Origin of the sequence: Streptomyces sp. NPDC005494, assembly GCF_042872025.1 — a bacterium.
GTDB lineage: Bacteria > Actinomycetota > Actinomycetes > Streptomycetales > Streptomycetaceae > Streptomyces.
This window is the reverse complement of record NZ_JBIAJR010000001.1, coordinates 618,272-640,293: the sequence shown is the minus strand read 5'-3', so window position 1 is coordinate 640,293 and position 22,022 is coordinate 618,272. Positions and strand designations below refer to the sequence as shown.

The window sequence follows — 22,022 nt, the reverse complement described above, 5'->3', positions numbered from 1 at the left end:
GGCGCTGCACGCCGAAGGGCGGCGGGGCAGGTGCCCCGCCGCCCTTCTTCCGGGACCGTGCGTCCCTTACGCGTCACCGCCGGCCGGGCCGGGGCCCGCCGCGGTCACGTCCAGCAGCTCGTAGCGGTCGAGCGCCGTCTTCAGCGCGGACCGGTCGATCCTGCCCTCCTTGGCCAGCTCGGTCAGCACCGCCAGCACGATCGACTGCGCGTCGATGTGGAAGTAGCGGCGCGCCGCGCCCCGGGTGTCGGCGAAACCGAAGCCGTCCGCACCCAGCGACTGGTAGGCACCGGGTACCCAGCGCGCGATCTGGTCCGGAACGGAACGCATCCAGTCCGAGACCGCCACGAACGGGCCCTCGGAATGGGAGAGCTTCTGCGTCACGTACGGGACGCGCTGCTCCTCCTCCGGGTGGAGCAGGTTGTGGCGCTCCACCTCCACGGCCTCACGGCGCAGCTCGTTCCAGGAGGTCGCCGACCAGACGTCCGCCTTCACGTTCCACTCGTCGGCGAGGATCTGCTGGGCCTCGACCGCCCACGGGACCGCCACGCCGGAGGCCAGGATCTGGGCCGGGATCTGGCCCTTCTCGCCCGCGCGGTAGCGGTGCACGCCCTTGAGGATGCCCTCGACGTCCACGTCGGCCGGCTCGGCCGGATGCTGGATCGGCTCGTTGTAGACGGTGAGGTAGTAGAAGACGTCCTCGTTCTCCTCGGGGCCGCCGCCGTACATCCGGCGCAGACCGTCCTTGACGATGTGCGCGATCTCGTACCCGAACGCCGGGTCGTAGGAGACGCAGGCCGGGTTCGTCGACGCGAGCAGCTGCGAGTGCCCGTCCGCGTGCTGGAGACCCTCACCGGTCAGAGTCGTGCGACCGGCGGTCGCACCCAGCACGAAACCGCGCGAGAGCTGGTCGGCCATCTGCCAGAACTGGTCACCGGTGCGCTGGAACCCGAACATCGAGTAGAAGACGTAGACCGGGATCAGCGGCTCGCCGTGCGTGGCGTACGCCGAGCCCGCCGCGATCAGTGAAGCCGTGCACCCGGCCTCGGAGATGCCGTCGTGCAGCATCTGACCGGTCGGCGACTCCTTGTAGGCGAGCAGGAGCTCGCGGTCCACCGACTCGTACTGCTGGCCGAGCGGGTTGTAGATCTTCGCACTCGGGAAGAAGGCATCCATGCCGAAGGTGCGGTACTCGTCGGGGGCGATCAGCACGAAACGCTTGCCGATCTCCTTGTCCCGCATGAGGTCCTTGAGGATGCGGACGAACGCCATGGTCGTGGCGATCGACTGCTGTCCCGAACCCTTCTTCGCGGTCGCGTAGGCCTTGTCGTCAGGAAGGGGCAGCGCCTTCGCCCGCACCACACGCGTCGGGACGTAACCGCCCAGACCCTTGCGGCGGTCGTGCATGTACTGGATCTCCTCCGAGTCGCGGCCCGGGTGGTAGTACGGCGGGTTGCCGTCCTCCAGCTCCTTGTCCGCGATCGGGATGTGCAGCCGGTCCCGGAAGCGCTTCAGGTCGTCGGCCGTGAGCTTCTTCATCTGGTGGGTCGCGTTGCGGCCCTCGAAGTTCGGCCCCAGCGTCCAGCCCTTGACCGTCTGCGCCAGGATCACCGTCGGCTGGCCCTTGTGGGCCTTGGCCGCCGCGTACGCCGCGTAGACCTTGCGGTGGTCGTGGCCGCCGCGCCCCAGGTGCAGGATCTGGTCGTCGGACATGTCCTTGACCATGTCGCGCAGCCGCGGGTCGTCACCGAAGAAGTGCTCGCGGATGTACGCACCGGTCTCGGTGGCGTACGTCTGGAACTGGCCGTCCGGGGTGGTGTTCAGCTTGTTCACCAGGATGCCCGTGCGGTCCTGCGCGAGCAGCGGGTCCCAGGTGCGGTCCCAGACCAGCTTGATGACGTTCCAGCCGGCGCCCCGGAACTGCGACTCCAGCTCCTGGATGATCTTGCCGTTGCCGCGGACCGGCCCGTCCAGGCGCTGGAGGTTGCAGTTGACCACGAAGGTGAGGTTGTCCAGCCCCTCACGGGCGGCGATGGAGAGCTGGCCGAGCGACTCGGGCTCGTCCATCTCGCCGTCGCCGAGATAGGCCCAGACGTGCGAGTCGGAGGTGTCCGCGATGCCGCGCGCCTCCATGTAGCGGTTCATCCGCGCCTGGTAGATCGCGCCGAGCGGGCCGAGGCCCATCGAGACCGTCGGGAACTCCCAGAAGTCCGGCATCGACCGCGGGTGCGGGTAGCTGGACAGCGCGTGCCCCGCCTTCGACTTCTCCTGGCGGAAGCCGTCCAGCTGGGCCTCGCTCAGCCGGTCGAGCAGGAAGGCGCGGGCGTAGATGCCCGGGGAGGCGTGTCCCTGGAAGAAGATCTGGTCGCCGCCCCGGCCGTCGTCCTTGCCCCGGAAGAAGTGGTTGAAGCCCACGTCGTACAGCGAGGCGGAGGAGGCGAAGGTGGCGATGTGGCCGCCGACCCCGATCCCGGGGCGCTGGGCGCGGGAGACCATCACCGCGGCGTTCCACCGGGTCGCGTTGAGGACCTTGCGCTCGATCTCCTCGTCGCCGGGGAAGAACGGCTCGTCCTTCGTGGCGATCGTGTTCACGTAGTCGGTGCTGCGCATCTCGGGCACGGCCACGCGCTTCTCGCGCGCACGCTCGATGAGCCGGAGCATCAGGTAGCGGGCCCGCTCACGGCCACGCTCGTCGACGGCGGCGTCGAGGGAGTCGAGCCATTCCTGGGTCTCTTCAGGATCGAAGTCCGGGACCTGGCTCGGAAGGCCGCCAATGATGATCGGGTTGCGATCGGATCCGGAAGCCACGCTGTTCCTTCGCTGTTCGGTGGTGCTCTTCGGGGCCTGGTTGCGGGGAACGTACCCCCGGGTGGCCGCATGTACGCCGCCACCATCGTGTACCGCGAGGACCTAAACGTCATCTCTACTGTGGGGTAACACAAGGTTCCCGGACGACGTGTCCGGGCACGAGTATCGACGGTGCGAGGGCGGTCCTGCCCAAACCGCAACCATACGCCCAACCCGGCCAAGCATTCCCAAAGGCCGTTCGAATCCGAATGGCGGAGCGAAACGGCATAAGCTGAGGAAGGACGTAAAGGGTCCGGACACCATTCCCGGCCCCGCAAGAGACATGCCGGAAGTTGCGGCGACGTGGCAGGGAACGTCACCGTTTAGGCGGTCTCGCACGCCGGGTACTTGCGCGATTCGCCGAGCCCGTGTGGACTACGGCCAATGCCCCGCGCACGCGCGTGGCTGAAGCATTTTCCGAAACATGATCAGGAGGCAACCCGTGAGCGCGACCGCGGACCACGCGGAGGAACGGACCAACACGGCCGCGAGGCTTGGGTTCGAACCCGGACAGGTGGTCCAGGAGATCGGCTACGACGACGACGTCGAGCAGGAGCTCCGTGAGGGCATTGAGGCCACAATCGGCCAGGATCTCGTCGACGAGGACTACGACGACGTCGCTGACGTCGTCCTGCTCTGGTTCCGGGACGAGGACGGCGACCTTACGGACGCGCTGGTGGATGCCATTGGTCTGATCGAGGACGGTGGCGCCGTCTGGCTGCTGACGCCCAAGACCGGCCGGGACGGATACGTCGAGCCGAGCGACATCAACGAGGCCGCCCAGACAGCGGGTCTTGCCCAGACCAAGAGCATCAGCGCGGGCAAGGACTGGACGGGCAGTCGTCTGGTCACTCCCAAGGGAGCCAAGTCCAAGCGCTGAGCACTTCCGACACCACCGGGGCCCCCGGACGGCATCGCGCCGTCCGGGGGCCTTCGTGCGCGCCGGGACGGGCCTGCCCGGGCTTTCCGCAGGGCGCTGCGTAGGGTGGGTGTCACCCGGACGGCCCAGGCCGGGAAGTGATGAAGTCTGCGAAGGGACGCGTTCCACATGGCGATCGAGGCCGGCACGAAGGCTCCGGATTTCGAGCTGAAGGACAACCACGGGCGGACCGTGAAGCTGTCCGACTTCCGCGGCGAGAAGAACGTCGTGCTGCTCTTCTACCCCTTCGCCTTCACCGGCGTCTGCACGGGGGAGCTCTGCGCGCTCCGCGACGAGCTGCCGCAGTTCGAGAACGACGACACGCAGCTGCTCGCGGTGTCCAACGACTCGATCCACAGCCTGCGCGTCTTCGCCGAGCAGGAGGGCCTCGAGTACCCGCTCCTCTCGGACTTCTGGCCGCACGGCGCGACCTCGCGGGCGTACGGCGTCTTCGACGAGGACAAGGGCTGCGCGGTGCGCGGCACCTTCATCATCGACAAGGAGGGCGTCGTCCGCTGGACCGTCGTCAACGGTCTGCCGGACGCGCGTGACCTGAACGACTACGTCAAGGCGCTCAGCTCGATCTGATCCGGACACCGCCCGCCCACGGGGCCCGGACCGGTCCGGGCCCCGGGCTCGGCGGACCGTGGACCGGTCCAGGGCCCCGCAGGCCGGTGAACCGGCGATTCCGGGGTTTGTGGGCCACCGGATCCGGGGATCCCCCCGGCGGTTGCCTGCCAAAAGCCTGTTTTGGCAGGGAACCGGTCACTAGGATCCAATCGTTGATCCGATGCCATCGCACGACGGGGGCGCTGGTGTCTGCCGGCCCTCTCAAAACTTTTGGAGGACTCGTGGGAGTCAGCCTCAGCAAGGGCGGCAACGTCTCGCTGACCAAGGCCGCGCCGAACCTGACGGCGGTCATCGTCGGTCTGGGCTGGGATGCCCGTACGACCACCGGCGGTGACTTCGACCTCGACGCCAGCGCGCTGCTGACGAACGCCGAGGGCAAGGTCGGAAGCGACGGGAATTTCGTCTTCTTCAACAACCTCAAGAGCCCCGACGGCTCGGTCGAGCACACCGGTGACAACCTCACCGGTGAGGGCGAGGGCGACGACGAGGTCATCAAGGTGAACCTCGCCGGTGTCCCGGCCGACGTCGACAAGATCGTCTTCCCGGTCTCGATCTACGAGGCCGAGAGCCGTCAGCAGAGCTTCGGCCAGGTGCGCAACGCGTACATCCGCGTGGTCAACCAGGCGGACAACAGCGAGCTCGCGCGCTACGACCTGAGCGAGGACGCCTCGACGGAGACCGCCATGGTCTTCGGCGAGCTGTACCGCAACGGCGCGGAGTGGAAGTTCCGTGCCATCGGCCAGGGGTACGCCTCGGGTCTGCGCGGCATCGCGCAGGACTTCGGCGTCAACGTCTGAGCCGGTTCGGGGGGAACCTCCGGACAACCGCAGTACCACCGCGTCCGGAAGGCGCCGTGCCGGCAGGAAAGACCGTCCACAGACTCGGGGAGGACACACCATGGGCGTCACGCTCGCCAAGGGAGGCAATGTCTCCCTCTCCAAGGCCGCACCCAATCTCACGCAGGTGCTGGTCGGGCTCGGCTGGGACGCACGATCCACGACGGGAGCCGATTTCGACCTCGACGCCAGCGCGCTGCTGTGCCAGTCGGGCCGGGTCCTCGGCGACGAGTGGTTCGTGTTCTACAACAACCTCACCAGCCCCGACGGTTCCGTCGAGCACACCGGCGACAACCTCACGGGTGAGGGGGACGGCGACGACGAGTCCGTCATCGTGAACCTCACGCAGGTGCCCGCGCACTGCGACAAGATTCTTTTCCCCGTCTCGATCCATGAAGCCGACAATCGTGGGCAGACATTCGGTCAGGTCAGCAATGCCTTCATCCGCGTGGTCAACCAGGCGGACGGCCAGGAGCTGGCGCGCTACGACCTCAGCGAGGACGCGTCGACGGAGACGGCGATGATCTTCGGTGAGCTGTACCGCTACGGCGGGGAGTGGAAATTCCGTGCAGTGGGGCAGGGGTACGCGTCAGGGCTCCGGGGCATCGCTCTAGACTTCGGGGTCAACGTTTCGTAAAGCCGCGCACGGCGCGGGGGAGCCCCGTACTCGACGGGGGAGACCCGTTACTTACATGATGGGGTAGCCAGTGGTTCTGAAAACCTTCGGCTGGTCGTTCGCGGTCACCGCGATCGGCCTGGTCGCAGCGGTGTTCTACGGGGGGTGGCAGGCATTCGGCATCGTCGCGATCCTGTCGGTCCTCGAGATCTCGCTGTCCTTCGACAACGCGGTGATCAACGCCGGAATCCTGAAGAAGATGAATGCCTTCTGGCAGAAGATCTTCCTCACCGTCGGTGTGCTCATCGCGGTCTTCGGTATGCGACTGGTGTTCCCCGTCGTCATCGTGGCCGTGAGTGCTCAACTGGGGCCGATCGAGGCCATCGACCTCTCGTTCAACGACCCTGACAGGTACAAGGAACTCGTGACGGACGCCCATCCGTCGATCGCCGCCTTCGGTGGCATGTTCCTGCTCATGATCTTCCTCGACTTCATCTTCGAGGACCGGGACATCCAGTGGCTGCACTGGATCGAGCGCCCGCTCGCCAAGCTCGGCAAGGTCGACATGCTGTCGGTCTGCGTCGCCCTGATCGTCCTGCTGATCTCGGCCATGACCTTCGCGACCCACGCCCACCAGCACGGCGGCGGGCACGCCGACAAGGCGTCGACCGTCATGCTCTCCGGCATCGCGGGTCTGATCACCTACCTGGTGGTCGGCGGTCTCTCCGGCTTCTTCGAGAACAAGCTCGAGGAGGAGGAGGAGCGGGAGCAGGAGGCCGAGGAAGAGGCCAAGAAGGCCGGCAAGCCGGTCTCCGGGGTGCTCCTCGCGGGCAAGGCCGCGTTCTTCATGTTCCTCTACCTCGAGGTCCTCGACGCGTCCTTCTCGTTCGACGGTGTCATCGGTGCCTTCGCCATCACCAACGAGATCGTCCTGATGGCCCTCGGTCTCGGTATCGGTGCCATGTACGTCCGTTCGCTCACCGTGTACCTGGTCCGCCAGGGAACCCTGGACGACTACGTCTACCTGGAGCACGGCGCCCACTACGCGATCGGCGCCCTCGCGGTCATCCTGCTCGTCACCATCCAGTACGAGATCAACGAGCTCATCACCGGTTCCGTCGGGGTCATCCTCATCGGCTGGTCCTTCTGGTCCTCGGTCCGCCGCAACAAGGCGATCGCGGCGGCCGGCGGCTCCGATTCCAAGGCGGAAGTCTCCTCCGGGGTGTGACCCGGTAGGGATTGAGGAACGCTCTCTCTGCGGGGCGGCCCACGGCGGCGGTTCTCCGGGAACACCCGGACCCGGCCCGGTGGCCGCCCCGCAGTGACGTGCGTGGCATGTGAGCCGCAGGTGGGGCCGGGCGGTACTAACGGATACATGTGGGGGTTGGGATGGCCTTCTGGGACGGCCTGTTCGCGGGGCGGGCGGCACAGTTCGAGTCGGGTAACTCCGCGACGAACTCCATCGTGCTCTCCCGCCGCAACGCGACGGTCTCGCTGAACAAACAGGGCGCGCTGTCGGGCAACCTGCGCGTCAACCTGTCGTGGCGGATGCGCACGTCGGACATCGGGGGCAGGTCGCGGCAGAGCGGCAGGCTGTTGCGTCCGCTGAAGCTCTTCCAGCCCGACGTCGTGCAGGCGCACACCCAGGGCATGGTCAACGTCGACCTCGACCTGGGCTGCATGTACGAGCTGAAGGACGGCACCAAGGGTGTCGTGCAGCCGCTGGGCAACCTGATCGGCGACCTCCAGGGGCCGCCGTACATCCGGCTGAGCGGCGACGACCGGTTCGGGGCGCCGTCCGGCGAGACGGTCTACGTGAACCTCGACCACCGGGACGAGATCAAGCGCCTGCTCTTCTTCGTCTACATCTACGACCAGACCCCGGCCTTCGACCGTACGCACGCCAAGGTGACGCTCTATCCGGGCAACGGCCCGCGCATCGAGATCGAGCTGGACGAGCGAGCCCCGCAGGCCCGCTCCTGCGCGGTGTTCACGGTGGACAACACCAAGGGCGAGCTGGTCGTACGGCGCGAGGTGAAGTTCGTGTACGGCTTCCAGTCGGAGCTGGACCGGATGTACGGCTTCGGCATGCAGTGGGGACGCGGCTACAAGACGCGGGCCTGAGTGCGTGCCGTGAAGGCCCGCCGTGCCTCCGGTTCAGGGCCGGAGGAACTGCGGGCCCTGCGGGGGGAGCACGAAATTCGGGTCTGCGGCCGGCGCCGCGGCGGCGGCGGGCTGCGGGTAGCCGTAGGCGGGCCGGTCCGCGGCGGGCTGTGGGTAGCCGTAGGCGGGCTGCGCGGCCCCGGTGGGCTGTGGGTAGCCGTAGGCGGGTGCGGGAGCCGCAGACGGCTGCGGGTAGCCGTACGCGGGCTGCTGGTGCTGGACCGTGGCCTGGCTGTCGGGCGCGGGCGGGAAGGACGGCTGGGGGTCCGGCGCGGGCACGGCCGGCGGGCCGGGCTCGGAGGCCGCCTCCGCCTCGTCCACCGAGATGCCGAAGGCGGTGGCCAGGCCGACGAGGCCCGTCGGGTAGCCCTGGCCGACCGCGCGGAACTTCCAGCCGTCGCCGCGCCGGTACAGCTCGCCGCAGATGATCGCCGTCTCCTCGCCGGTCTCCGCCCGCACGTCGAAGACCGCGAGCGGCTCACCGTCCGCCGACGCGGCGTCGTACAGCGATATCCGCAGGTCCCGCACCCGCTCGAACGCCTCTTCGTCGCAGGACGCGGCGATGACCACCTGGTCCACGGACGGGTCGAGCGCGGCGAGATCCGCCTCGATCGTGTCCGTGAGGCCCTCCGGTGCGCTGCGCTTGGGCAGTCGGCGCACGAGACCCGAGGGATGGCGGGGCTGGTTGTAGAAGACGAAGTCCTCGTCCGAACGCACCCGTCCGGAGGTGCCGATCAGCAGGGCGGAGGCGTCCACATCCGGGACCCCGGCGCCCGGGGTCCAGCGCAGCACGGCCCGTACGGCCATGGCGTCGAGGGGGACGTTCGAGCCCTTCAGCATCGCGTGCGTCATGGCGGTCATCCTGCCTGCTGGTGGGGCACCCGGACAACGCGGGGGTACGAACCAGTAGGCCAGGACGTGTTCTCGCGGGGTGCGCAGGCGCGCCGCGCGGTAGGTGAGATACGCCGGGGTTACCCGAAGTTCATGTGGCTGGGGAACTCACGACACCTGTCCGAACGTACTATTACCGGCCATACGTTGTCCGGTCCATCAGGCAGTACGGGGGAATCACATGCGTCATTTCGGGCACATCTCGCCCGCTGTCCGGGACGGCTTGTTCTTCAGGGAGCCGTGCGAATTCAGCGCGGGCTCCTCCTCCCAGACTCTTTCGGCGGCGCTCGGCGCCACCCTCTACAGCCCCGCGACGCGGCCCAGGCTGGCGGACGACGTGATCAAGCAGGCCGGGCGGGGAGTCGTCTCCATGGTGCTCTGCCTGGAGGATTCGATCGACGACGCCGAAGTGGTCGGCGCCGAGGCCAACCTGGTCCGGCAGTTCGCCGAACTGGAGGCGCGGGTCGCCGACGTGCCACTGCTTTTCATCAGGGTGCGTGAACCGGAGCAGATTTCCGACCTCGTCCGGCGTCTCGGAAGCTCCGTCCGATTGTTGTCCGGATTCGTACTTCCCAAATTCACCGAAGAGCGTGGGGAGCTGTTCCTGGAGGCCCTCACCGCGGCCGAAGCGGACAGCGGGCACCGGCTGTTCGCGATGCCCGTCCTGGAATCCCCCGAGCTGCTGCACCTGGAGACCCGGGGCGAGACGCTCAGGGGGATCGGCCGGACCGTCGACAAGTACCGCGAGCGGGTCCTCGCGCTCCGCCTCGGTGTCACCGACTTCTGCTCCGCCTACGGTCTGCGCCGGGCACCCGACATGACGGCGTACGACGTGCAGATCGTCGGCGCGGTCATCGGGGACGTCGTCAACGTGCTGGGCCGGGCGGACGGCACCGGCTTCACCATCACCGGACCCGTCTGGGAGTACTTCCGCCTCCAGGAGCGGATGTTCAAGCCCCAGCTGCGCCGCAGCCCCTTCATGGGCCAGGCCGAGGAACTGCGCACCACCCTCATCGAGCACGATCTCGACGGACTGCTGCGCGAGATCGAGCTCGACCGGGCCAACGGACTCCTCGGCAAGACGTGCATCCACCCGTCCCACGTCCTTCCCGTGCACGCCCTGTCGGTCGTCAGCCACGAGGAGTACAGCGACGCCCAGGACATCCTGCGGCCGGAACGGGGCGGCGGCGGGGTGCTCCGCTCCGCGTACACGAACAAGATGAACGAGGTGAAGCCGCACCGCGCCTGGGCCGAGCGGACCCTCCAGCGTGCCGAGGTCTTCGGCGTGGCACGGGAGGACGTCGGCTTCGTGGAGCTGCTGGCCGCGGGCGGGACCGACTGAGCGCGAACACGGCCGGGCAGCCGGCCGGGCACATACCGGAAGCCGAGCGGGAAGAAGAAGCAGTGGACGTGGAGTGGTCGGGTAACTGGGTCGCGGAGCGGCTCGGGGTCGAGCTCGCCGGTGACGGGGAGATCCGGGAGCTGCTGGGCCTCGCCCTGCGCCGCAACCCGAAGCGGGCTCATCTGCTCGTGTCGAACGTCCTGGGCAAGCACGTGCCCCAGCGGCCCTCCGTCGTCCACGCGGCGGGCCGCGAGCTCGGCGAGCGGGTACGGCACCTGCTGGGCGAGGCGGACGCCGCCCGCGCGGTGGTCCTCGGATACGCGGAGACGGCCACGGGGCTCGGCCACGCGGTGGCGGACGGGCTCGGAGTGGCCCCGTACCTCCACTCGACCCGCCGGCCCGTCGAGGGCGTGGCCCAGGCGGGAGGTTTCGAGGAGTCGCACTCGCACGCCACCTCCCATCTGCTGCTGCCCGAGGACCCGGACCTGCTGAGGACCACCGAGGAGAGCGGGCCGCTGGTCCTGGTCGACGACGAGTTCTCCACCGGCAACACCGTGCTCAACACCGTCCGGGCCCTCCACGCGCGCTATCCCAGGGACCGGTACGTCATCGTGGCCCTCGTGGACATGCGGTCCGAGGACGACCGGGGGCGGCTCGCCGCGTTCGCCGAGGAGATCGGCGCCCGCGTCGACCTGGTGGCCCGTGCCCGGGGCACCGTGCTCCTGCCGGACGGGGTCCTGGAGAAGGGCCGGAGCCTGGTGGCCGCCCACGAGGCGTCTGCCACCGAGCCCGAGCCCCCGGCACCGAGGTGCGCCCCCGTCCGTGTGGCCCTCGACTGGCCGGCCGGCGTGCCCGACGGCGGACGCCACGGCTTCACGCCCGTCCACCGCGCGGCCCTCGAAGCCGCACTGCCCGGCATGGCCGCCCGCGTCGCCGAGGCCCTGGGCGACGCCCGCAGGGTCCTCGTCCTCGGCTTCGAGGAGCTGATGTACGCACCGCTGCGGCTCGGTACCGCGCTGGAGGACGCCACCACCGCCGACGTGCGTTACTCCACCACCACGCGCTCTCCCGTGCTCGCCGTCGACGACCCCGGCTACGCGATACGCAGCCGCCTCGTCTTCCCCGCCCACGACGACCCCGCCGACGGCCCGGGCGACCGGTACGCCTACAACGTCGCCGGCGGCGGCTTCGACGCGGTGGTCGCCGTGGTCGACTCTGCGGCGGACACCCCCGCCCTGCACGCCCCCGACGGCCTGCTGGCCCGGCTCGCCGGGCACACGGACCGGGTCCTGCTCGCGGTCGTCCCCTCGTACGTGCCCCCGGCCGCCGAGGGCGCGGCCCCGCCGCCGGCGACCCGTACGGCCCCGTCATCAGCCACCCGCACGGCACCGTCATCGGCCATCCGTACGGCCCCGTCATCAGCCACCCGCACGGCCCCGTCGCCGATCTCCGACAGGCAGGAAGCCGCCATGCTGCCCGAACCCCTCCGGGGCCCCGCCTTCTCCTCCTACACCGCGGACGACGTCGGCTGGCTGCTCCAGGACCTCTCGGACACAGCCCTGGAGGCGCCCACCGAGGAGCGCGAGGAAGCGATCCAGAGCGGCGGCGCGCACTACGCCGAGTCGCTGCCCGTCGAGTACCAGCCCACCCCGCAGTACCAGGAGCTCTTCAAGGCGGCCCTGGAGACCTCGGCCGCCCGGATCGCCCGCGCCGTCGGCACGGTCACCGAGACGATCATCGCGGAGCGGGGACCCCGGCCCGTCCTGGTCTCCCTGGCCCGGGCCGGCACCCCCGTGGGTGTCCTGATGCGCCGCTGGGCGCTGCACCGGCACGGACTCGACCTGCCGCACTACGCCGTCTCCATCGTCCGCGGCCGCGGCATCGACGCCAACGCCCTGCGCTGGCTGGCCGCCCACCACGACCCGGCGGACGTCGTCTTCGTCGACGGCTGGACCGGAAAGGGCGCCATCACCCGCGAACTCGCCGCCGCGCTGGAGGAGTTCGAAGGCTTCAGCCCGGAGATCGCCGTGCTGGCCGACCCGGGCGGCTGCGTACGGACCTACGGGACGCGCGAGGACTTCCTCATCCCGTCCGCCTGCCTCAACTCCACGGTGTCGGGGCTGATCTCCCGTACGGTCCTGCGCTCCGACCTGGTCGGCCCGCAGGACTTCCACGGGGCCAAGTTCTACCGCGAACTGGCCGGATCGGACGTCTCGGGCCTCTTCATCGACTCCGTCGGCGCGCACTTCGACGAGGTCGCCGACGCCGTGGACGCCGAGGCCAAGGAACTCCTCGCCGCGGACCGCGCCCCCACCTGGGAGGGCTGGGCCGCCGTCGAGCGGATCAGCGAGGAGTACGGCATCCACGACGTCAACCTGGTCAAGCCCGGCGTCGGCGAGACGACCCGGGTGCTGCTGCGCCGCGTCCCCTGGAAGATCCTGGCGAAGCGGGGAGCGGGCGCGGACCTCGACCACGTACGGCTGCTCGCCGAGCAGCGCGGTGTACCGGTCGAGGAGGTCGAGGGACTCCCGTACACCTGCGTCGGGTTGATCCACCCCAAGTACACCCGCGGCGCCACGGGCGCCGACGGCACGGCGGTGACGGCGAAGTGAGCGACGCAGCGAGCACGACACCCGTGGACGCCCCCCTGACCCTGGTCGCCAGCGACCTCGACCGCACCCTCATCTACTCGGCCGCGTCCATGCAGCTGACCATGCCGGACGAGCAGGCCCCACGGCTGCTCTGCGTCGAGGTCTACGGCCGGGCGCCCCTCTGCTACATGACGGAGACGGCCGCCGCCCTGCTCGGCGAGCTGGCCCGCACGACGGTGTTCGTACCGACCACCACCCGGACACGGGAGCAGTACAACCGCATCCATCTGCCGGGCCCGCCCTCGCGGTACGCCATCTGCGCCAACGGCGGGCACATCCTCGTCGACGGTGTCTCCGACCCGGACTGGCAGGCGCGGGTGGTCCGCCGGATCGCCGACGAGTGCGTCTCCCTCGACCAGGTCCGTTCCCACATCCTGGCCACGGGCGACCCCGCCTGGCTGCTGAAGGAACGGGTCGCCGAGGACCTCTTCACCTATCTCGTCGTCGACCGTGCCGCCCTGCCCGAGGGCTGGGTGAAGGAACTGGCGGCCTGGGCCGACCCCAGGGGCTGGACCGTGTCACTCCAGGGCCGGAAGATCTACGCCGTGCCCAAGCCGCTCACCAAGAGCGCGGCGACGGCCGAGGTGGCCCGCCGCACGGGCGCCACCAGGACGCTCGCCGCCGGAGACTCGCTCCTGGACGCCGACCTGCTGGTGGCCGCCGACCGCGCCTGGCGCCCGGGGCACGGAGAGCTCGCCGACAGCGGCTGGGGAGCGCCCAACACCGAGGTCCTGAGGGAGCGGGGCGTCGCCGCCGGCGAGGAGATCCTGCGCCGCTTCCTGCGCGCCGCCGACGCGCGTCCGGCGGGTCACTGAGCGCCGGCGGGCGAACTTCGAGAGGCTGGGCGGGCCGCCGCGACCGGAGGAGACGCAGTGACCAAGGGCAACACCACCAAGATCACCGAAGAGCTGTACGCGTACGTACTCGCCCACAACCCGCCGCTGGACCCCGTGCAGCGCGAGCTCGTCGAGACCACGTACGCGCGGCTCCCCGACCGCGCGGGCATGCAGTCCGCGGAGGAACAGGGGCCGCTGCTGGCCTTCCTCGCCCGGCTGACGGGGGCCCGGCACATCGTGGAGGTCGGCACCTTCACCGGCTTCTCCGCACTCTCCATGGCCCAGGCGCTGCCCGCGGACGGGGTGCTGATCGCCTGCGACATCTCCGAGGAGTGGACGGCGTACGGCCGTGAGGCATGGGAGAAGGCGGGGGTCGCCGACCGGATCGACCTGCGGATCGCACCCGCGCTGGACACCCTGCGCGCGATGCCGGCCGAACCGCACATCGACATGGCCTACCTGGACGCGGACAAGGAGAACTACATCCCGTACTGGGAAGAACTGGTTCCCCGCATGCGCCCCGGCGGGCTCGTCGTCACCGACAACGTCCTCTTCCACGGGAGCGTCGTCGACCCGTCGGCCACCGGGGCGCCGGCGGCCGTCAAGGCGTTCAACGAACACGTGGCCGCCGACCCCCGGATGGAGAGCGTCCTGCTGACCGTGGCGGACGGACTGACGCTCTCCCGCCGGACGACCTGACCCGTCGGCGCTGCGGAAGTCCGTGCTGCGGCCGTCAGCCGCAGCAGCCGCCTCCGCAGCACCCGCCGCCTCCGCCGCCGGACGACGGGGCGGGAGCGCCGGAGGCGGCCGAACCGCCCACAGCCACGGCGGAAAGCAGCTTCACGGTGTCCTCGTGCCCTGCGGGGCAGGATGCGGGAGCGGAGGACTCGGCCATGGGGCGGCTGACTTCGAACGTCTCGCCGCAGGAGCGGCAGCGGTACTCATAACGAGGCATGGCCCCAGATTAGAGCCTCTTCTCGGCGGGATAGGGCGTCTTACCTCTCCCCACCTCGGGCATGGGGGCGTGCGGGCGGCGCTCCTCCCTCGCCACCTGCTCCGGGTGGCGGGCACGCCAGTACGGATTGTCGTGCGGCAGTCCGCCGCTGACCCTCCCGTACATGCCGAAGATCATCAGCAGCAGCCCGACCACGAAGCTGAACAGCACGTTCTGCATCTGGAAGGCCAGGAAGTTCATGTCGCTGTCCAGCAGGGCCAGATTCACGAACCCACTGACGATGAAAGCGACCCCCAGGACCATGTTCAGGGTGGAGGCGAAGTTCCCGCCGATGACCATGCCGACGAAGAGCAGCAACCCGACACAGATGGACAGGATGCTCAGGGCGCCGTTGGTGTTGAGGCCCGCGACGGTGTCGCCGCCGGTGTCGAAGAAGCCGATACGGTCGACGAGCCCGAGGAAGCCGAAGGCGAGGAGCAGCAGGCCCATCAGGCCGGCCCCCACCCGGTAGACCTTGCTGAGCCGGTGGTCGACGGGCAGGTGCTCGTCGAGCCGGGGAACCTTGGCCTCGCCCGTCTTGCGGCGGCGGCCGGTGGGATGCAGGACATGTAGGGCCATGACGGCCTCCTTCGGCCGCGTACGGCCAGGACGGACCGCTGGTGCGGCCCGGGGCGGGACGCTGATACGGCCCGGGGGCGGACTGCTTGCGCGGCCCGGGGGTGGGACTGCTCGTGCGGCCCGGGGGTGGGACTGCTCGCGCGGCCAGGGCCTGGACTGCTCGTGCGGCCCGGGGGTCGGACCGCTCGCGCGGCTCGGGGTTGGACTGCTTGCGCGGCCCGGGGGTCGGACTGCTCGTGCGGCCCGGGGTCGCCTCGGCGGGAAGCCACTGCGTACTTCCAGGATCGGCCCGGGGGAGGCCGGGGACAAATCAGCCCGCATGGGGCGGGGCCATGAACCGGGCCGAGCGGGACCGTACGACGGCGGTCAGGCTTCCCGGAGGTGCCTCGACGCGGCGGTCAGGCGCGGGGCCGGAGGCGTCCTCAAGCCTGGCGGTGGGGCGTGGCGAGGGTGTCCCCTGGTGTGGCGGTGGGGCGTGGCGGGGGTGTCCTCAGGCACGGCGGTGAGGCGTAGCGGGGATGTGTCCTCAGGCGTGGCGGGGGTGGCCTCCGGCGTGGCGGTGGGGCGTGGCGGGGGTGGCCTCCGGCGCGGCGGTCAGGCGCCGGCGCCGAGCTCTTCCCGGATGGCGGAGACCACCCGCGTCGCGGTCTGTCGCACCGCCTCGGTCTCGGTGAGGAAGTGCCAGTAGTCGGGATGGCGCCCTTCGAGTCCGGCGATCGCCCGGTCCAGCCGCGCCACCGATTCGTCCAAGGGGCGGGCGTGGCGCGGATCGGGTGTGTTCCGCCCGGCCATGGCGAGGCGCTGGGCATCGCGGATCGCGAAGCGGGTGCGGTCGATCTCCGCCTGTGGATTCCTGGCCACCGCGTCCAGCTGCCGCAGCCGGTCTCCGGCGGCGGACACCGCCTCGTCCGTGGCGTTGAGCAGCGCCCGGACCGTACTCAGCCGGGACGTCGCGTCGGCCCAGCGCTGCTCGGTCCGCGCCTCGGCGGCCTCGGCCAGCTTCGCCTCGGCTTGCCGGATGTTGACGGCCGCCTGTTCGGGCACCGGCTGGAGATCCTGCCAGCAGGCGGCCGAGAAACGCCTCCGCAGCTCACTCAGGACCGGCTCGACCTGCCCCGCGCGTGTCGTCAGCGCCTGGGCCCGGGTGCGCAGCGAGACCAGCCTGCGGTCGATCTCGGAAGCCCGCTCGGGCAGCCGGTCCGCTTCCGTCCGCACGGCCTCGGCGTCCCGCAGCACCCGATCGGCGCGCTGCAGCGTCTCGGCGACGCCGTGCCGCCCCGCGCCCTGGTTGAGCTTGGTCAGCTCCGGGGCGAGCGCCGCCAGCCGTGCCGCGAGGTCGTCCGCCCGCAGCCCGGACGCGCGTACGGCATCCAGGGCATTGCTCGCCGCCAGCAACGCCTGACGGGCCCGCTCCACGGCGGGCGCGAGCCGCGCGAGCTGGGTCTCCGCGCTGTTGAGCAGCGTCCCGAGCCCCTGGGCGAACCGGTCGAGCTCGCCCTTCACCCGTACGAGATCGTCCTTGGCCCGGGTCAGCTGGGTCCGGGCTCCGGCCGCGGCCGACGGCTCCAGATCGTCCCGGTCGAGGTCGTGCGCGTCGACAGCGGTGATGTAGGCGTGGCTGACCTCGTCGATACGCCGTCCCAGCGCCGCGAAGTCCTCCGCCGCCTTGCGGGCACGGGGCGAACTGTCCACAGCGGTGATCGTCTCGATCGAGATCTGAAGATCACGCTGGGCCGTGTCCAGCTCGTAGAACGCCTCGGCGGCGGCGTCCTTCGCCGCCTGCGCGTCGGCCCGCTGACCCTCCCCACGGCCCCCGAACCAACGGCGCGTACCACCGCCGGCGAAGGCGGCCGGAAGCACGGCGGCGACCAGCGGCACCGGCAGCAGCATCAGCACCAGGACGTCCCTGACGGCACAACCAACACTCGCTTTCGCCTGCGGCCGCGTGTGTGTCGCCGTCACATCCCTCTCCCGTGCCGATCCGCCCTGCCCGGTTCATTCTCCCACCAGTTAGGACGAACACACGGGCCGGTTAGTTCGCACTTCGGACGGTGACTTCCCCGTTGTCGCTGCGCGCCTTCACCACGTGCCCGCTCCCGGCGCTGCGGGGCACATCGACACGCACGTCACCGTTGTCGGCCTGGGCCGACACCGCGTACGTGTTCTTCCCGGCCGGCAGCGTGACAGAGATGCGCCCGTTGTCACTGACCGTGTCCACGAGATCCGGCACGGTGGTGAATCCGAGCGCGATCGACCCGTTGTCCGCACGCGCGATCACGGAGGTCCCCGAGACGCGCTGGGCCTCGATCGCCCCGTTGTCGCTCTGCAGGTCCAGTGGCCCGGACACGTCGCGGACCTCGACCCCGCCGTTGTCGGCGGAGATCTTGAGCGGAACGGCGAAGCCGGCCGCGGTCACCTTCCCGTTGTCCCCCCGGACGGTCAGGGGCAGCCCTTTGGGCACCTTGACCTCGTGGTGCGCCTCGCAGTTGCTGATCATGGCCTGGCACTTCACGTGGAGCGTCAGCTTGTCCCCTTCGAGCTTCCACACGGGGTCCGGTCCACTGCCCATCACGACCCACCCGTCGACCCGGCGGGTGACCTCGATCCGGTCGACATCGGCGGGCACGAGTTCGAGGGACGAGTTGTCGGCGTCGATGGTGAGCGCCTTCCCGTCGAAGGCGAACGACTTGTGCTCGACGGGCGCACCCTCCGCGTTCGCACCGCCACAGCCACTGAGTGCCGCGACGAGAAGCACGGTCCCGCCGACGGCGAGGAGCCCGTCGGTGCGTCGAGTACGGATGGTCATGATGTCGAGTCCCCCTGAGAGCGCCGCCGGTGTGCCTCCACCGTATGTACGGCCCCACCCCCGGAACGATCCGGACGGCTACCGTCTCCGGGGTGGGGATATCCCCCGTACCCCTACTCCGGCACGCGCCCTGGCCGGGGACGCGGTGAGCGGGCAACCGGATTGCGGCGAGGGGCCGTGGGCCATGTAACCTGTTGCTTCATCCACGGGTGCGTAGCTCAGGGGTAGAGCGCTGCTCTTACAAAGCAGATGTCGGCGGTTCGAAACCGTCCGCGCCCACCGGTGCACAGGCCCCCAGCCGATCATGGTTGGGGGCCTTTGGCATCTGTCGGAGAAGGATGAGCCCCTTCAGGAGACGTCCCGGGCGAGATGGTCGGAGCGTGTCCTCGGACAGCAGCCCCGCTCCGAGGGCAGCCGCTCGCTCGGGCGGCGTGGACTTTCTCAGAGCCCTCGCGCACCGAAAGGGCGCCACACGTACTGGATGTCCGGCTCGCGTTCCTCGTTGCGGTGGCCGTCGGTGGACTCGCCGGCGACGAAGCCGTGGCGTTCGTAGAAGCGACGTGCCGCCCTGTTGACCTGGAACGTCCACAGCGTCAGCCCGGACGGGCTGCGCTGCTTCGCCAGGTCCACGAGGCGGCCGCCGATGCCCCGGCCCTGCCAGGCCGGGTCGAGATAGAGCTGGTCCAGGTCCTCGCTGTCCAGCACCATCATCGCGACGACCGAGCCTTCGACCGTCGCCACCCATGTTTCCTGGGCGGGCACGACCATCTCCCGGATCCAGGCCCGGACCTGAGCGTCCGTATGAGCCCGCCGCACGCTCGGAAGCGCCGCTGTGAAGGAGCGAAGCCACACTTCGGCGACCGCAGCGGCATCGGAGTCGACCGCGCGGCGGACAGCAAGGTTGTTGGTCTCCACAGCGACGCATGCTCGCAGATGCCTGATGCAGGCGCATCCAAGTTCTCCGTGTAGCTCGCAGTGCTCCGCGAGAGGTGCGCGCAGGGCGCCCGGTACCGTTGGCGCCTGCACTTGAACCCGTTCGAGATGATGTTGTCGCTTCCCTGTGCGTCGCTACCGGGATGTGCGCGAAACGAGAGGCGAGCCGTATGGGTGCCGACCGGCGTCAGCGGATACGACGTGCGTTCGTGGGTGCCGCGTCGGGACCTGCGGTGGCACTCCTGCTGACCTCCTGTTCCGGCTACTACCCGGTCGCGGTCGACTCCGCCGAGCAGATGACGGGCGTGTGGTCGGACTTCAGCGGGGCGACGGTCGAGTTCGAGGACGACGGCACGTTCGTGGCCGAAGGGTTCGACACGAAGGACATCGTCGGCTGGGGCTGTTCCGGGTTCGCCGGCCGGCAGCACGGAACCTGGACACCCTCCGGTACGTACGGCGAGGTCACCTTCGACGGTGTGGACTGCGAGGACATGCAACTGGCCTTCTACGGCTCCCCGAGTTCCTTCGTCGCCTGCTTCACCCGGGACGTGACCTCCGGCGGGTGCACGCACGAATTCAGCCGGGAGGACGGCTGAGGCGGGCGGGCCCGGCCGCGCATCAGCCCTGCGATCGCCGCGTCAGGGGACCTGTACGGGAGACGGCGGCCCGCGTCCACGGGGCCACCGCGTTGTCCTGCGGCCGGCGGGCTCAGGTGGTGGGCAGGCTGTGCACGCTGACGGCGTAGCCGCAGCCGTCGTAGTAGGGCTCGCCGCTCCAGGTGGCGTAGCGCTCCCGCAGGGTCAGTCCGGCCTCGGCGCACCACTCGTCGAACTCGGGCAGGGTCACCGTCGGTTCCGGCAGCGGGAGGTGTGCCGCGTCCAGGCCCATGCCCGTGACCAGCAGGCCACCGGGGCGCAGGGGGGTGGCCAGTTGGCGTACGACCGTCGGTTCCGTGCCGGAGGCCAGCAGGGGGATGACGTTTCCGGCCGCGAGCACCAGGTCGAAGCGGGGGTCCAAGCCGAGGGCGTCCAGCTGCACCAGGTCACCGAGCAGCCACTCCTGGGTGGGGGCACTGCGTCGGGCGACGGCGAGCATCGAGGGGTCGACGTCCACACCGGTGCAGCGGTGGCCCAGCTCGGTCAGCCGGATCGCGATCCGGCCGGTGCCGCAGCCCGCGTCGAGGACCCTGGAGGACGGCGCCAGCAGCGCGGTGCAGAAGGCGGCCTCGCCGTGGACGTCGTGGCCGGATTCGGCGAGCCGCGCGAAGCGCTGGGCGTAGTCCTCGCCGGCCTGTCCGCCGGTCAGTTCTGCCCAGCGGTCGCGTTGCCCGGTCATGTTCGTCGTGCCTTCCGGTCGGCCTCGTCCACGAGTGACGGGCGGTGTCGTAGCCGCACTTCTGCGCCCGAGTGCCTCCGCGCTGCCCCGGTGGCAGCGAACCCGCGGCGGGGAGACGCAGCCAGTGGGCGTGAAGTCCGACGTGTGGCCATTGAACACCAAATCGAGGGGCCGGCTCGGCCGGGGAGGGGGTGGCGGGCGCGAGCCCGCCGCGCGGGGGCCGGAACGGGTGCGGCCATCCGAGTCCGGCCTCTTGGGGCCGGCTTGCCCCCCGTACCGCCCCGAGGCAGGCCCCGTCCCTCGTACCGCCCCGAGTCAGGGCCCCGTCCCTCGTACCGCCCCGAGTCAGGGCCCCGTCCCTCGTACCGCCCCGAGGCAGGCCCCGTCCCTCGTACCGCCCCGAGGCAGGCCCCGTCCCTCGTACCGCCCCCAGGCAGGGCCCTGCCCCCGGAGCGGTCAGTATCCGATGGCCTCCCGGAGCAGCAGCACCGTGCCGCGCCCGGGGTGGGGTTCGGCGTTGAGGATGAGTACGCGGTTGACGGCGCTGGGCCGTCCGTACGCTGCCCGGGCGCGGATGTTCTCCAGAGGGAGGGCGTGCTCCTCGATGCGGCGCAGTGCCGTGCTCAGGTCGGGTACCACCTTCTGCGCGCCGACGACCCAGACCGCGTGGGCCGCGCCGCCCGCGTTGGCCGGGAGCTGGCTGCCGCTGCCCGAGGCGAGAACGAGCGAGCCGGTCTCGGTCACCGCGGCGACACTGTTGACGACCCAGTCGGGGTTCGCGGTCAGTCGCCGGATCTCGTCGGCGCCCGTGGCACGGTCGATGGCCAGGACGCGCGGCCTGACGGCGTCGTACCGTTCGCCCGCGTTGATGTCCTCCTCGATGCCCGACAGCCGGAGGGTCTCGCTGGCCCCGGTGAAGACGCGGGCGCCCGCGGGGAGCAGGTCCTCGACGCGGGCGCGGGCGGCTGCGGCGTCGTCGAGGACCTCGACCGTGAAGCCGTTGGCACGCAGGGCGGCGGCCGTCCGCTCCAGCCGTTCGGCCGGGGCAGGGGCGGTGAACGGCGTGGCAGGGCCTGCCAAGGGCGTGGCAGGGGCGGTGAAGGGTGCGGCCGGAGTCCGGGGCGCGGTCTCGGCGCTGTGGTCCGGGGAGGGCGCGGAGCCCGTGAGCGGGGTGGTGTCGAGGTATCTGACCTCGTACACCCGCTCGGCGAACTTCCAGCCCTCCTCCGTGCGCCGGTAACGGTCGTGGTACACCGCGTAGTTCAGGCCCTGCCGCCCGTCCAGGGTGCGCGCGAGTTCCTGGATGTAGGCGCGGCCGGTCGCGGTGTCGCCGTCGAGCAGGATCGTGCCGGGGTGCGTGGTCTGCACGAAGAAGTCCCACTGCGCCTGCAGCCGTTCGCCCCCGGCGCGTATCTCCTCGCGGCCGGCCAGTTCGACCGGGATGTTGGGCATGCGCAGGACACCGTCCGGTGTGAACAGGGATGCCAGGCGGGGCCGGTCGCGCATCATCGCCGAGTCGGTGAACTCGCCGCGCAGCGCCTCGATCTCGACGCGGTCCGCGACGGCCTGGAAGTCGTTCATCGGAGTTCCCTCTCCTTCGTCTCGTCGTTCTCACCCGTTACGACAATGCGGCCCTGTGGAATG

Annotated in this window: 20 protein-coding genes and 1 tRNA gene; 12 read left to right on the top strand and 9 right to left on the bottom strand. The window is 70.3% G+C overall.

What is annotated here, in order from left to right; genetic code table 11:
• Positions 1–66: 66 nt before the first annotated feature.
• Complete coding sequence (gene aceE, locus ACFYQ6_RS02925; protein WP_361570921.1) at positions 67–2,808, bottom strand: pyruvate dehydrogenase (acetyl-transferring), homodimeric type; 2,742 nt, start codon at positions 2,806–2,808, stop codon at positions 67–69.
• Between the two features lie 481 nt (positions 2,809–3,289).
• Between aceE and ACFYQ6_RS02920 the strand changes: the two genes are divergently transcribed.
• From ACFYQ6_RS02920 to ACFYQ6_RS02895, 6 genes are all read left to right on the top strand, one after another.
• Entirely contained in the window at positions 3,290–3,727 is a 438-nt protein-coding gene (locus ACFYQ6_RS02920; RefSeq protein WP_145801731.1) for a DUF3052 domain-containing protein, read from the top strand.
• Positions 3,728–3,895: 168 nt separating this feature from the next.
• Positions 3,896–4,354 carry a peroxiredoxin gene (locus tag ACFYQ6_RS02915; protein WP_361570917.1) on the top strand — a complete coding sequence of 153 codons (459 nt, stop codon included), beginning with the start codon at positions 3,896–3,898 and terminating at the stop codon, positions 4,352–4,354.
• Positions 4,355–4,617: 263 nt separating this feature from the next.
• A complete protein-coding gene (locus ACFYQ6_RS02910) occupies positions 4,618–5,193 on the top strand; it encodes a TerD family protein (RefSeq protein WP_124276684.1) in 576 nt (191 codons plus the stop codon).
• 100 nt (positions 5,194–5,293) lie between these two features.
• Positions 5,294–5,869 carry a TerD family protein gene (locus ACFYQ6_RS02905; protein WP_073747245.1) on the top strand — a complete coding sequence of 192 codons (576 nt, stop codon included), beginning with the start codon at positions 5,294–5,296 and terminating at the stop codon, positions 5,867–5,869.
• Positions 5,870–5,939: 70 nt separating this feature from the next.
• Positions 5,940–7,076, top strand: coding sequence for a DUF475 domain-containing protein (locus tag ACFYQ6_RS02900; RefSeq protein WP_361570914.1), 1,137 nt, complete (start codon positions 5,940–5,942; stop codon positions 7,074–7,076).
• A 161-nt stretch (positions 7,077–7,237) separates the two neighbouring features.
• A complete protein-coding gene (locus ACFYQ6_RS02895) occupies positions 7,238–7,972 on the top strand; it encodes a Tellurium resistance (protein WP_361570911.1) in 735 nt (244 codons plus the stop codon).
• Between the two features lie 33 nt (positions 7,973–8,005).
• On the opposite strand, the gene ACFYQ6_RS02890 is transcribed toward ACFYQ6_RS02895, so the two are convergent.
• The gene (locus ACFYQ6_RS02890; protein WP_361570909.1) at positions 8,006–8,863 is read right to left on the bottom strand and encodes a TerD family protein; all 858 of its coding nucleotides are present in this window, start codon (positions 8,861–8,863) and stop codon (positions 8,006–8,008) included.
• A gap of 220 nt (positions 8,864–9,083) precedes the next feature.
• Here ACFYQ6_RS02890 and ACFYQ6_RS02885 point away from each other — a divergent pair, with 220 nt between their 5' ends.
• The 4 genes from ACFYQ6_RS02885 (at position 9,084) to ACFYQ6_RS02870 (ending at position 14,430) form a co-directional block, all read left to right on the top strand.
• A complete protein-coding gene (locus ACFYQ6_RS02885; RefSeq protein ID WP_361570906.1) occupies positions 9,084–10,244 on the top strand; it encodes an HpcH/HpaI aldolase/citrate lyase family protein in 1,161 nt (386 codons plus the stop codon).
• Positions 10,245–10,306: 62 nt separating this feature from the next.
• A complete protein-coding gene (locus ACFYQ6_RS02880) occupies positions 10,307–12,856 on the top strand; it encodes a phosphoribosyltransferase (RefSeq protein WP_388760047.1) in 2,550 nt (849 codons plus the stop codon).
• Between the two features lie 89 nt (positions 12,857–12,945).
• Positions 12,946–13,710, top strand: a complete 765-nt coding sequence (locus tag ACFYQ6_RS02875) for an HAD family hydrolase (protein ID WP_361572357.1) — start codon at positions 12,946–12,948, stop codon at positions 13,708–13,710.
• Positions 13,711–13,767: 57 nt separating this feature from the next.
• The gene (locus ACFYQ6_RS02870; RefSeq protein ID WP_388760044.1) at positions 13,768–14,430 is read left to right on the top strand and encodes an O-methyltransferase; all 663 of its coding nucleotides are present in this window, start codon (positions 13,768–13,770) and stop codon (positions 14,428–14,430) included.
• 34 nt (positions 14,431–14,464) lie between these two features.
• Here ACFYQ6_RS02870 and ACFYQ6_RS02865 read toward each other — a convergent pair whose 3' ends face one another.
• From ACFYQ6_RS02865 to ACFYQ6_RS02850, 4 genes are all read right to left on the bottom strand, one after another.
• Complete coding sequence (locus ACFYQ6_RS02865; protein ID WP_356735485.1) at positions 14,465–14,686, bottom strand: zinc ribbon domain-containing protein; 222 nt, start codon at positions 14,684–14,686, stop codon at positions 14,465–14,467.
• 9 nt (positions 14,687–14,695) lie between these two features.
• Positions 14,696–15,304, bottom strand: coding sequence for a DUF4383 domain-containing protein (locus ACFYQ6_RS02860; RefSeq protein WP_388760041.1), 609 nt, complete (start codon positions 15,302–15,304; stop codon positions 14,696–14,698).
• Between the two features lie 594 nt (positions 15,305–15,898).
• Positions 15,899–17,266, bottom strand: coding sequence for a hypothetical protein (locus tag ACFYQ6_RS02855; RefSeq protein ID WP_388760038.1), 1,368 nt, complete (start codon positions 17,264–17,266; stop codon positions 15,899–15,901).
• A gap of 70 nt (positions 17,267–17,336) precedes the next feature.
• Positions 17,337–18,110, bottom strand: coding sequence for a DUF4097 family beta strand repeat-containing protein (locus ACFYQ6_RS02850; protein WP_388760035.1), 774 nt, complete (start codon positions 18,108–18,110; stop codon positions 17,337–17,339).
• A 207-nt stretch (positions 18,111–18,317) separates the two neighbouring features.
• Here ACFYQ6_RS02850 and ACFYQ6_RS02845 point away from each other — a divergent pair.
• A tRNA-Val gene (locus tag ACFYQ6_RS02845) sits at positions 18,318–18,389 on the top strand.
• 162 nt (positions 18,390–18,551) lie between these two features.
• On the opposite strand, the gene ACFYQ6_RS02840 is transcribed toward ACFYQ6_RS02845, so the two are convergent.
• Positions 18,552–19,025 carry a GNAT family N-acetyltransferase gene (locus ACFYQ6_RS02840; RefSeq protein ID WP_388760032.1) on the bottom strand — a complete coding sequence of 158 codons (474 nt, stop codon included), beginning with the start codon at positions 19,023–19,025 and terminating at the stop codon, positions 18,552–18,554.
• A gap of 251 nt (positions 19,026–19,276) precedes the next feature.
• Here ACFYQ6_RS02840 and ACFYQ6_RS02835 point away from each other — a divergent pair, with 251 nt between their 5' ends.
• Entirely contained in the window at positions 19,277–19,639 is a 363-nt protein-coding gene (locus ACFYQ6_RS02835) for a hypothetical protein (protein ID WP_388760029.1), read from the top strand.
• 112 nt (positions 19,640–19,751) lie between these two features.
• Here the strand turns inward: ACFYQ6_RS02835 and ACFYQ6_RS02830 are convergent, their stop codons facing one another.
• Together ACFYQ6_RS02830 and ACFYQ6_RS02825 are read right to left on the bottom strand one after the other, a co-directional pair.
• Positions 19,752–20,378: a class I SAM-dependent methyltransferase gene (locus tag ACFYQ6_RS02830; protein ID WP_388760026.1), complete on the bottom strand. Its 627-nt coding sequence runs from the start codon at positions 20,376–20,378 to the stop codon at positions 19,752–19,754.
• Between the two features lie 456 nt (positions 20,379–20,834).
• Complete coding sequence (locus ACFYQ6_RS02825) at positions 20,835–21,959, bottom strand: nuclear transport factor 2 family protein (protein WP_361570882.1); 1,125 nt, start codon at positions 21,957–21,959, stop codon at positions 20,835–20,837.
• Positions 21,960–22,022: the final 63 nt, after the last annotated feature.

Excerpts from the sequence above, each read along its gene's own strand:
- ACFYQ6_RS02875 (WP_361572357.1), top strand. The coding sequence starts at position 12,946 with ATGCAGCTGACCATGCCGGACGAGCAGGCCCCACGGCTGCTCTGCGTC.
- ACFYQ6_RS02860 (WP_388760041.1), bottom strand. The coding sequence starts at position 15,304 with ATGGCCCTACATGTCCTGCATCCCACCGGCCGCCGCCGCAAGACGGGC.
- ACFYQ6_RS02850 (WP_388760035.1), bottom strand. The coding sequence starts at position 18,110 with ATGACCATCCGTACTCGACGCACCGACGGGCTCCTCGCCGTCGGCGGG.
- ACFYQ6_RS02895 (WP_361570911.1), top strand. The coding sequence starts at position 7,238 with ATGGCCTTCTGGGACGGCCTGTTCGCGGGGCGGGCGGCACAGTTCGAG.
- ACFYQ6_RS02890 (WP_361570909.1), bottom strand. The coding sequence starts at position 8,863 with ATGACGCACGCGATGCTGAAGGGCTCGAACGTCCCCCTCGACGCCATG.
- ACFYQ6_RS02830 (WP_388760026.1), bottom strand. The coding sequence starts at position 20,378 with ATGACCGGGCAACGCGACCGCTGGGCAGAACTGACCGGCGGACAGGCC.
- ACFYQ6_RS02825 (WP_361570882.1), bottom strand. The coding sequence starts at position 21,959 with ATGAACGACTTCCAGGCCGTCGCGGACCGCGTCGAGATCGAGGCGCTG.
- ACFYQ6_RS02905 (WP_073747245.1), top strand. The coding sequence starts at position 5,294 with ATGGGCGTCACGCTCGCCAAGGGAGGCAATGTCTCCCTCTCCAAGGCC.
- ACFYQ6_RS02865 (WP_356735485.1), bottom strand. The coding sequence starts at position 14,686 with ATGCCTCGTTATGAGTACCGCTGCCGCTCCTGCGGCGAGACGTTCGAA.
- ACFYQ6_RS02885 (WP_361570906.1), top strand. The coding sequence starts at position 9,084 with ATGCGTCATTTCGGGCACATCTCGCCCGCTGTCCGGGACGGCTTGTTC.
- ACFYQ6_RS02915 (WP_361570917.1), top strand. The coding sequence starts at position 3,896 with ATGGCGATCGAGGCCGGCACGAAGGCTCCGGATTTCGAGCTGAAGGAC.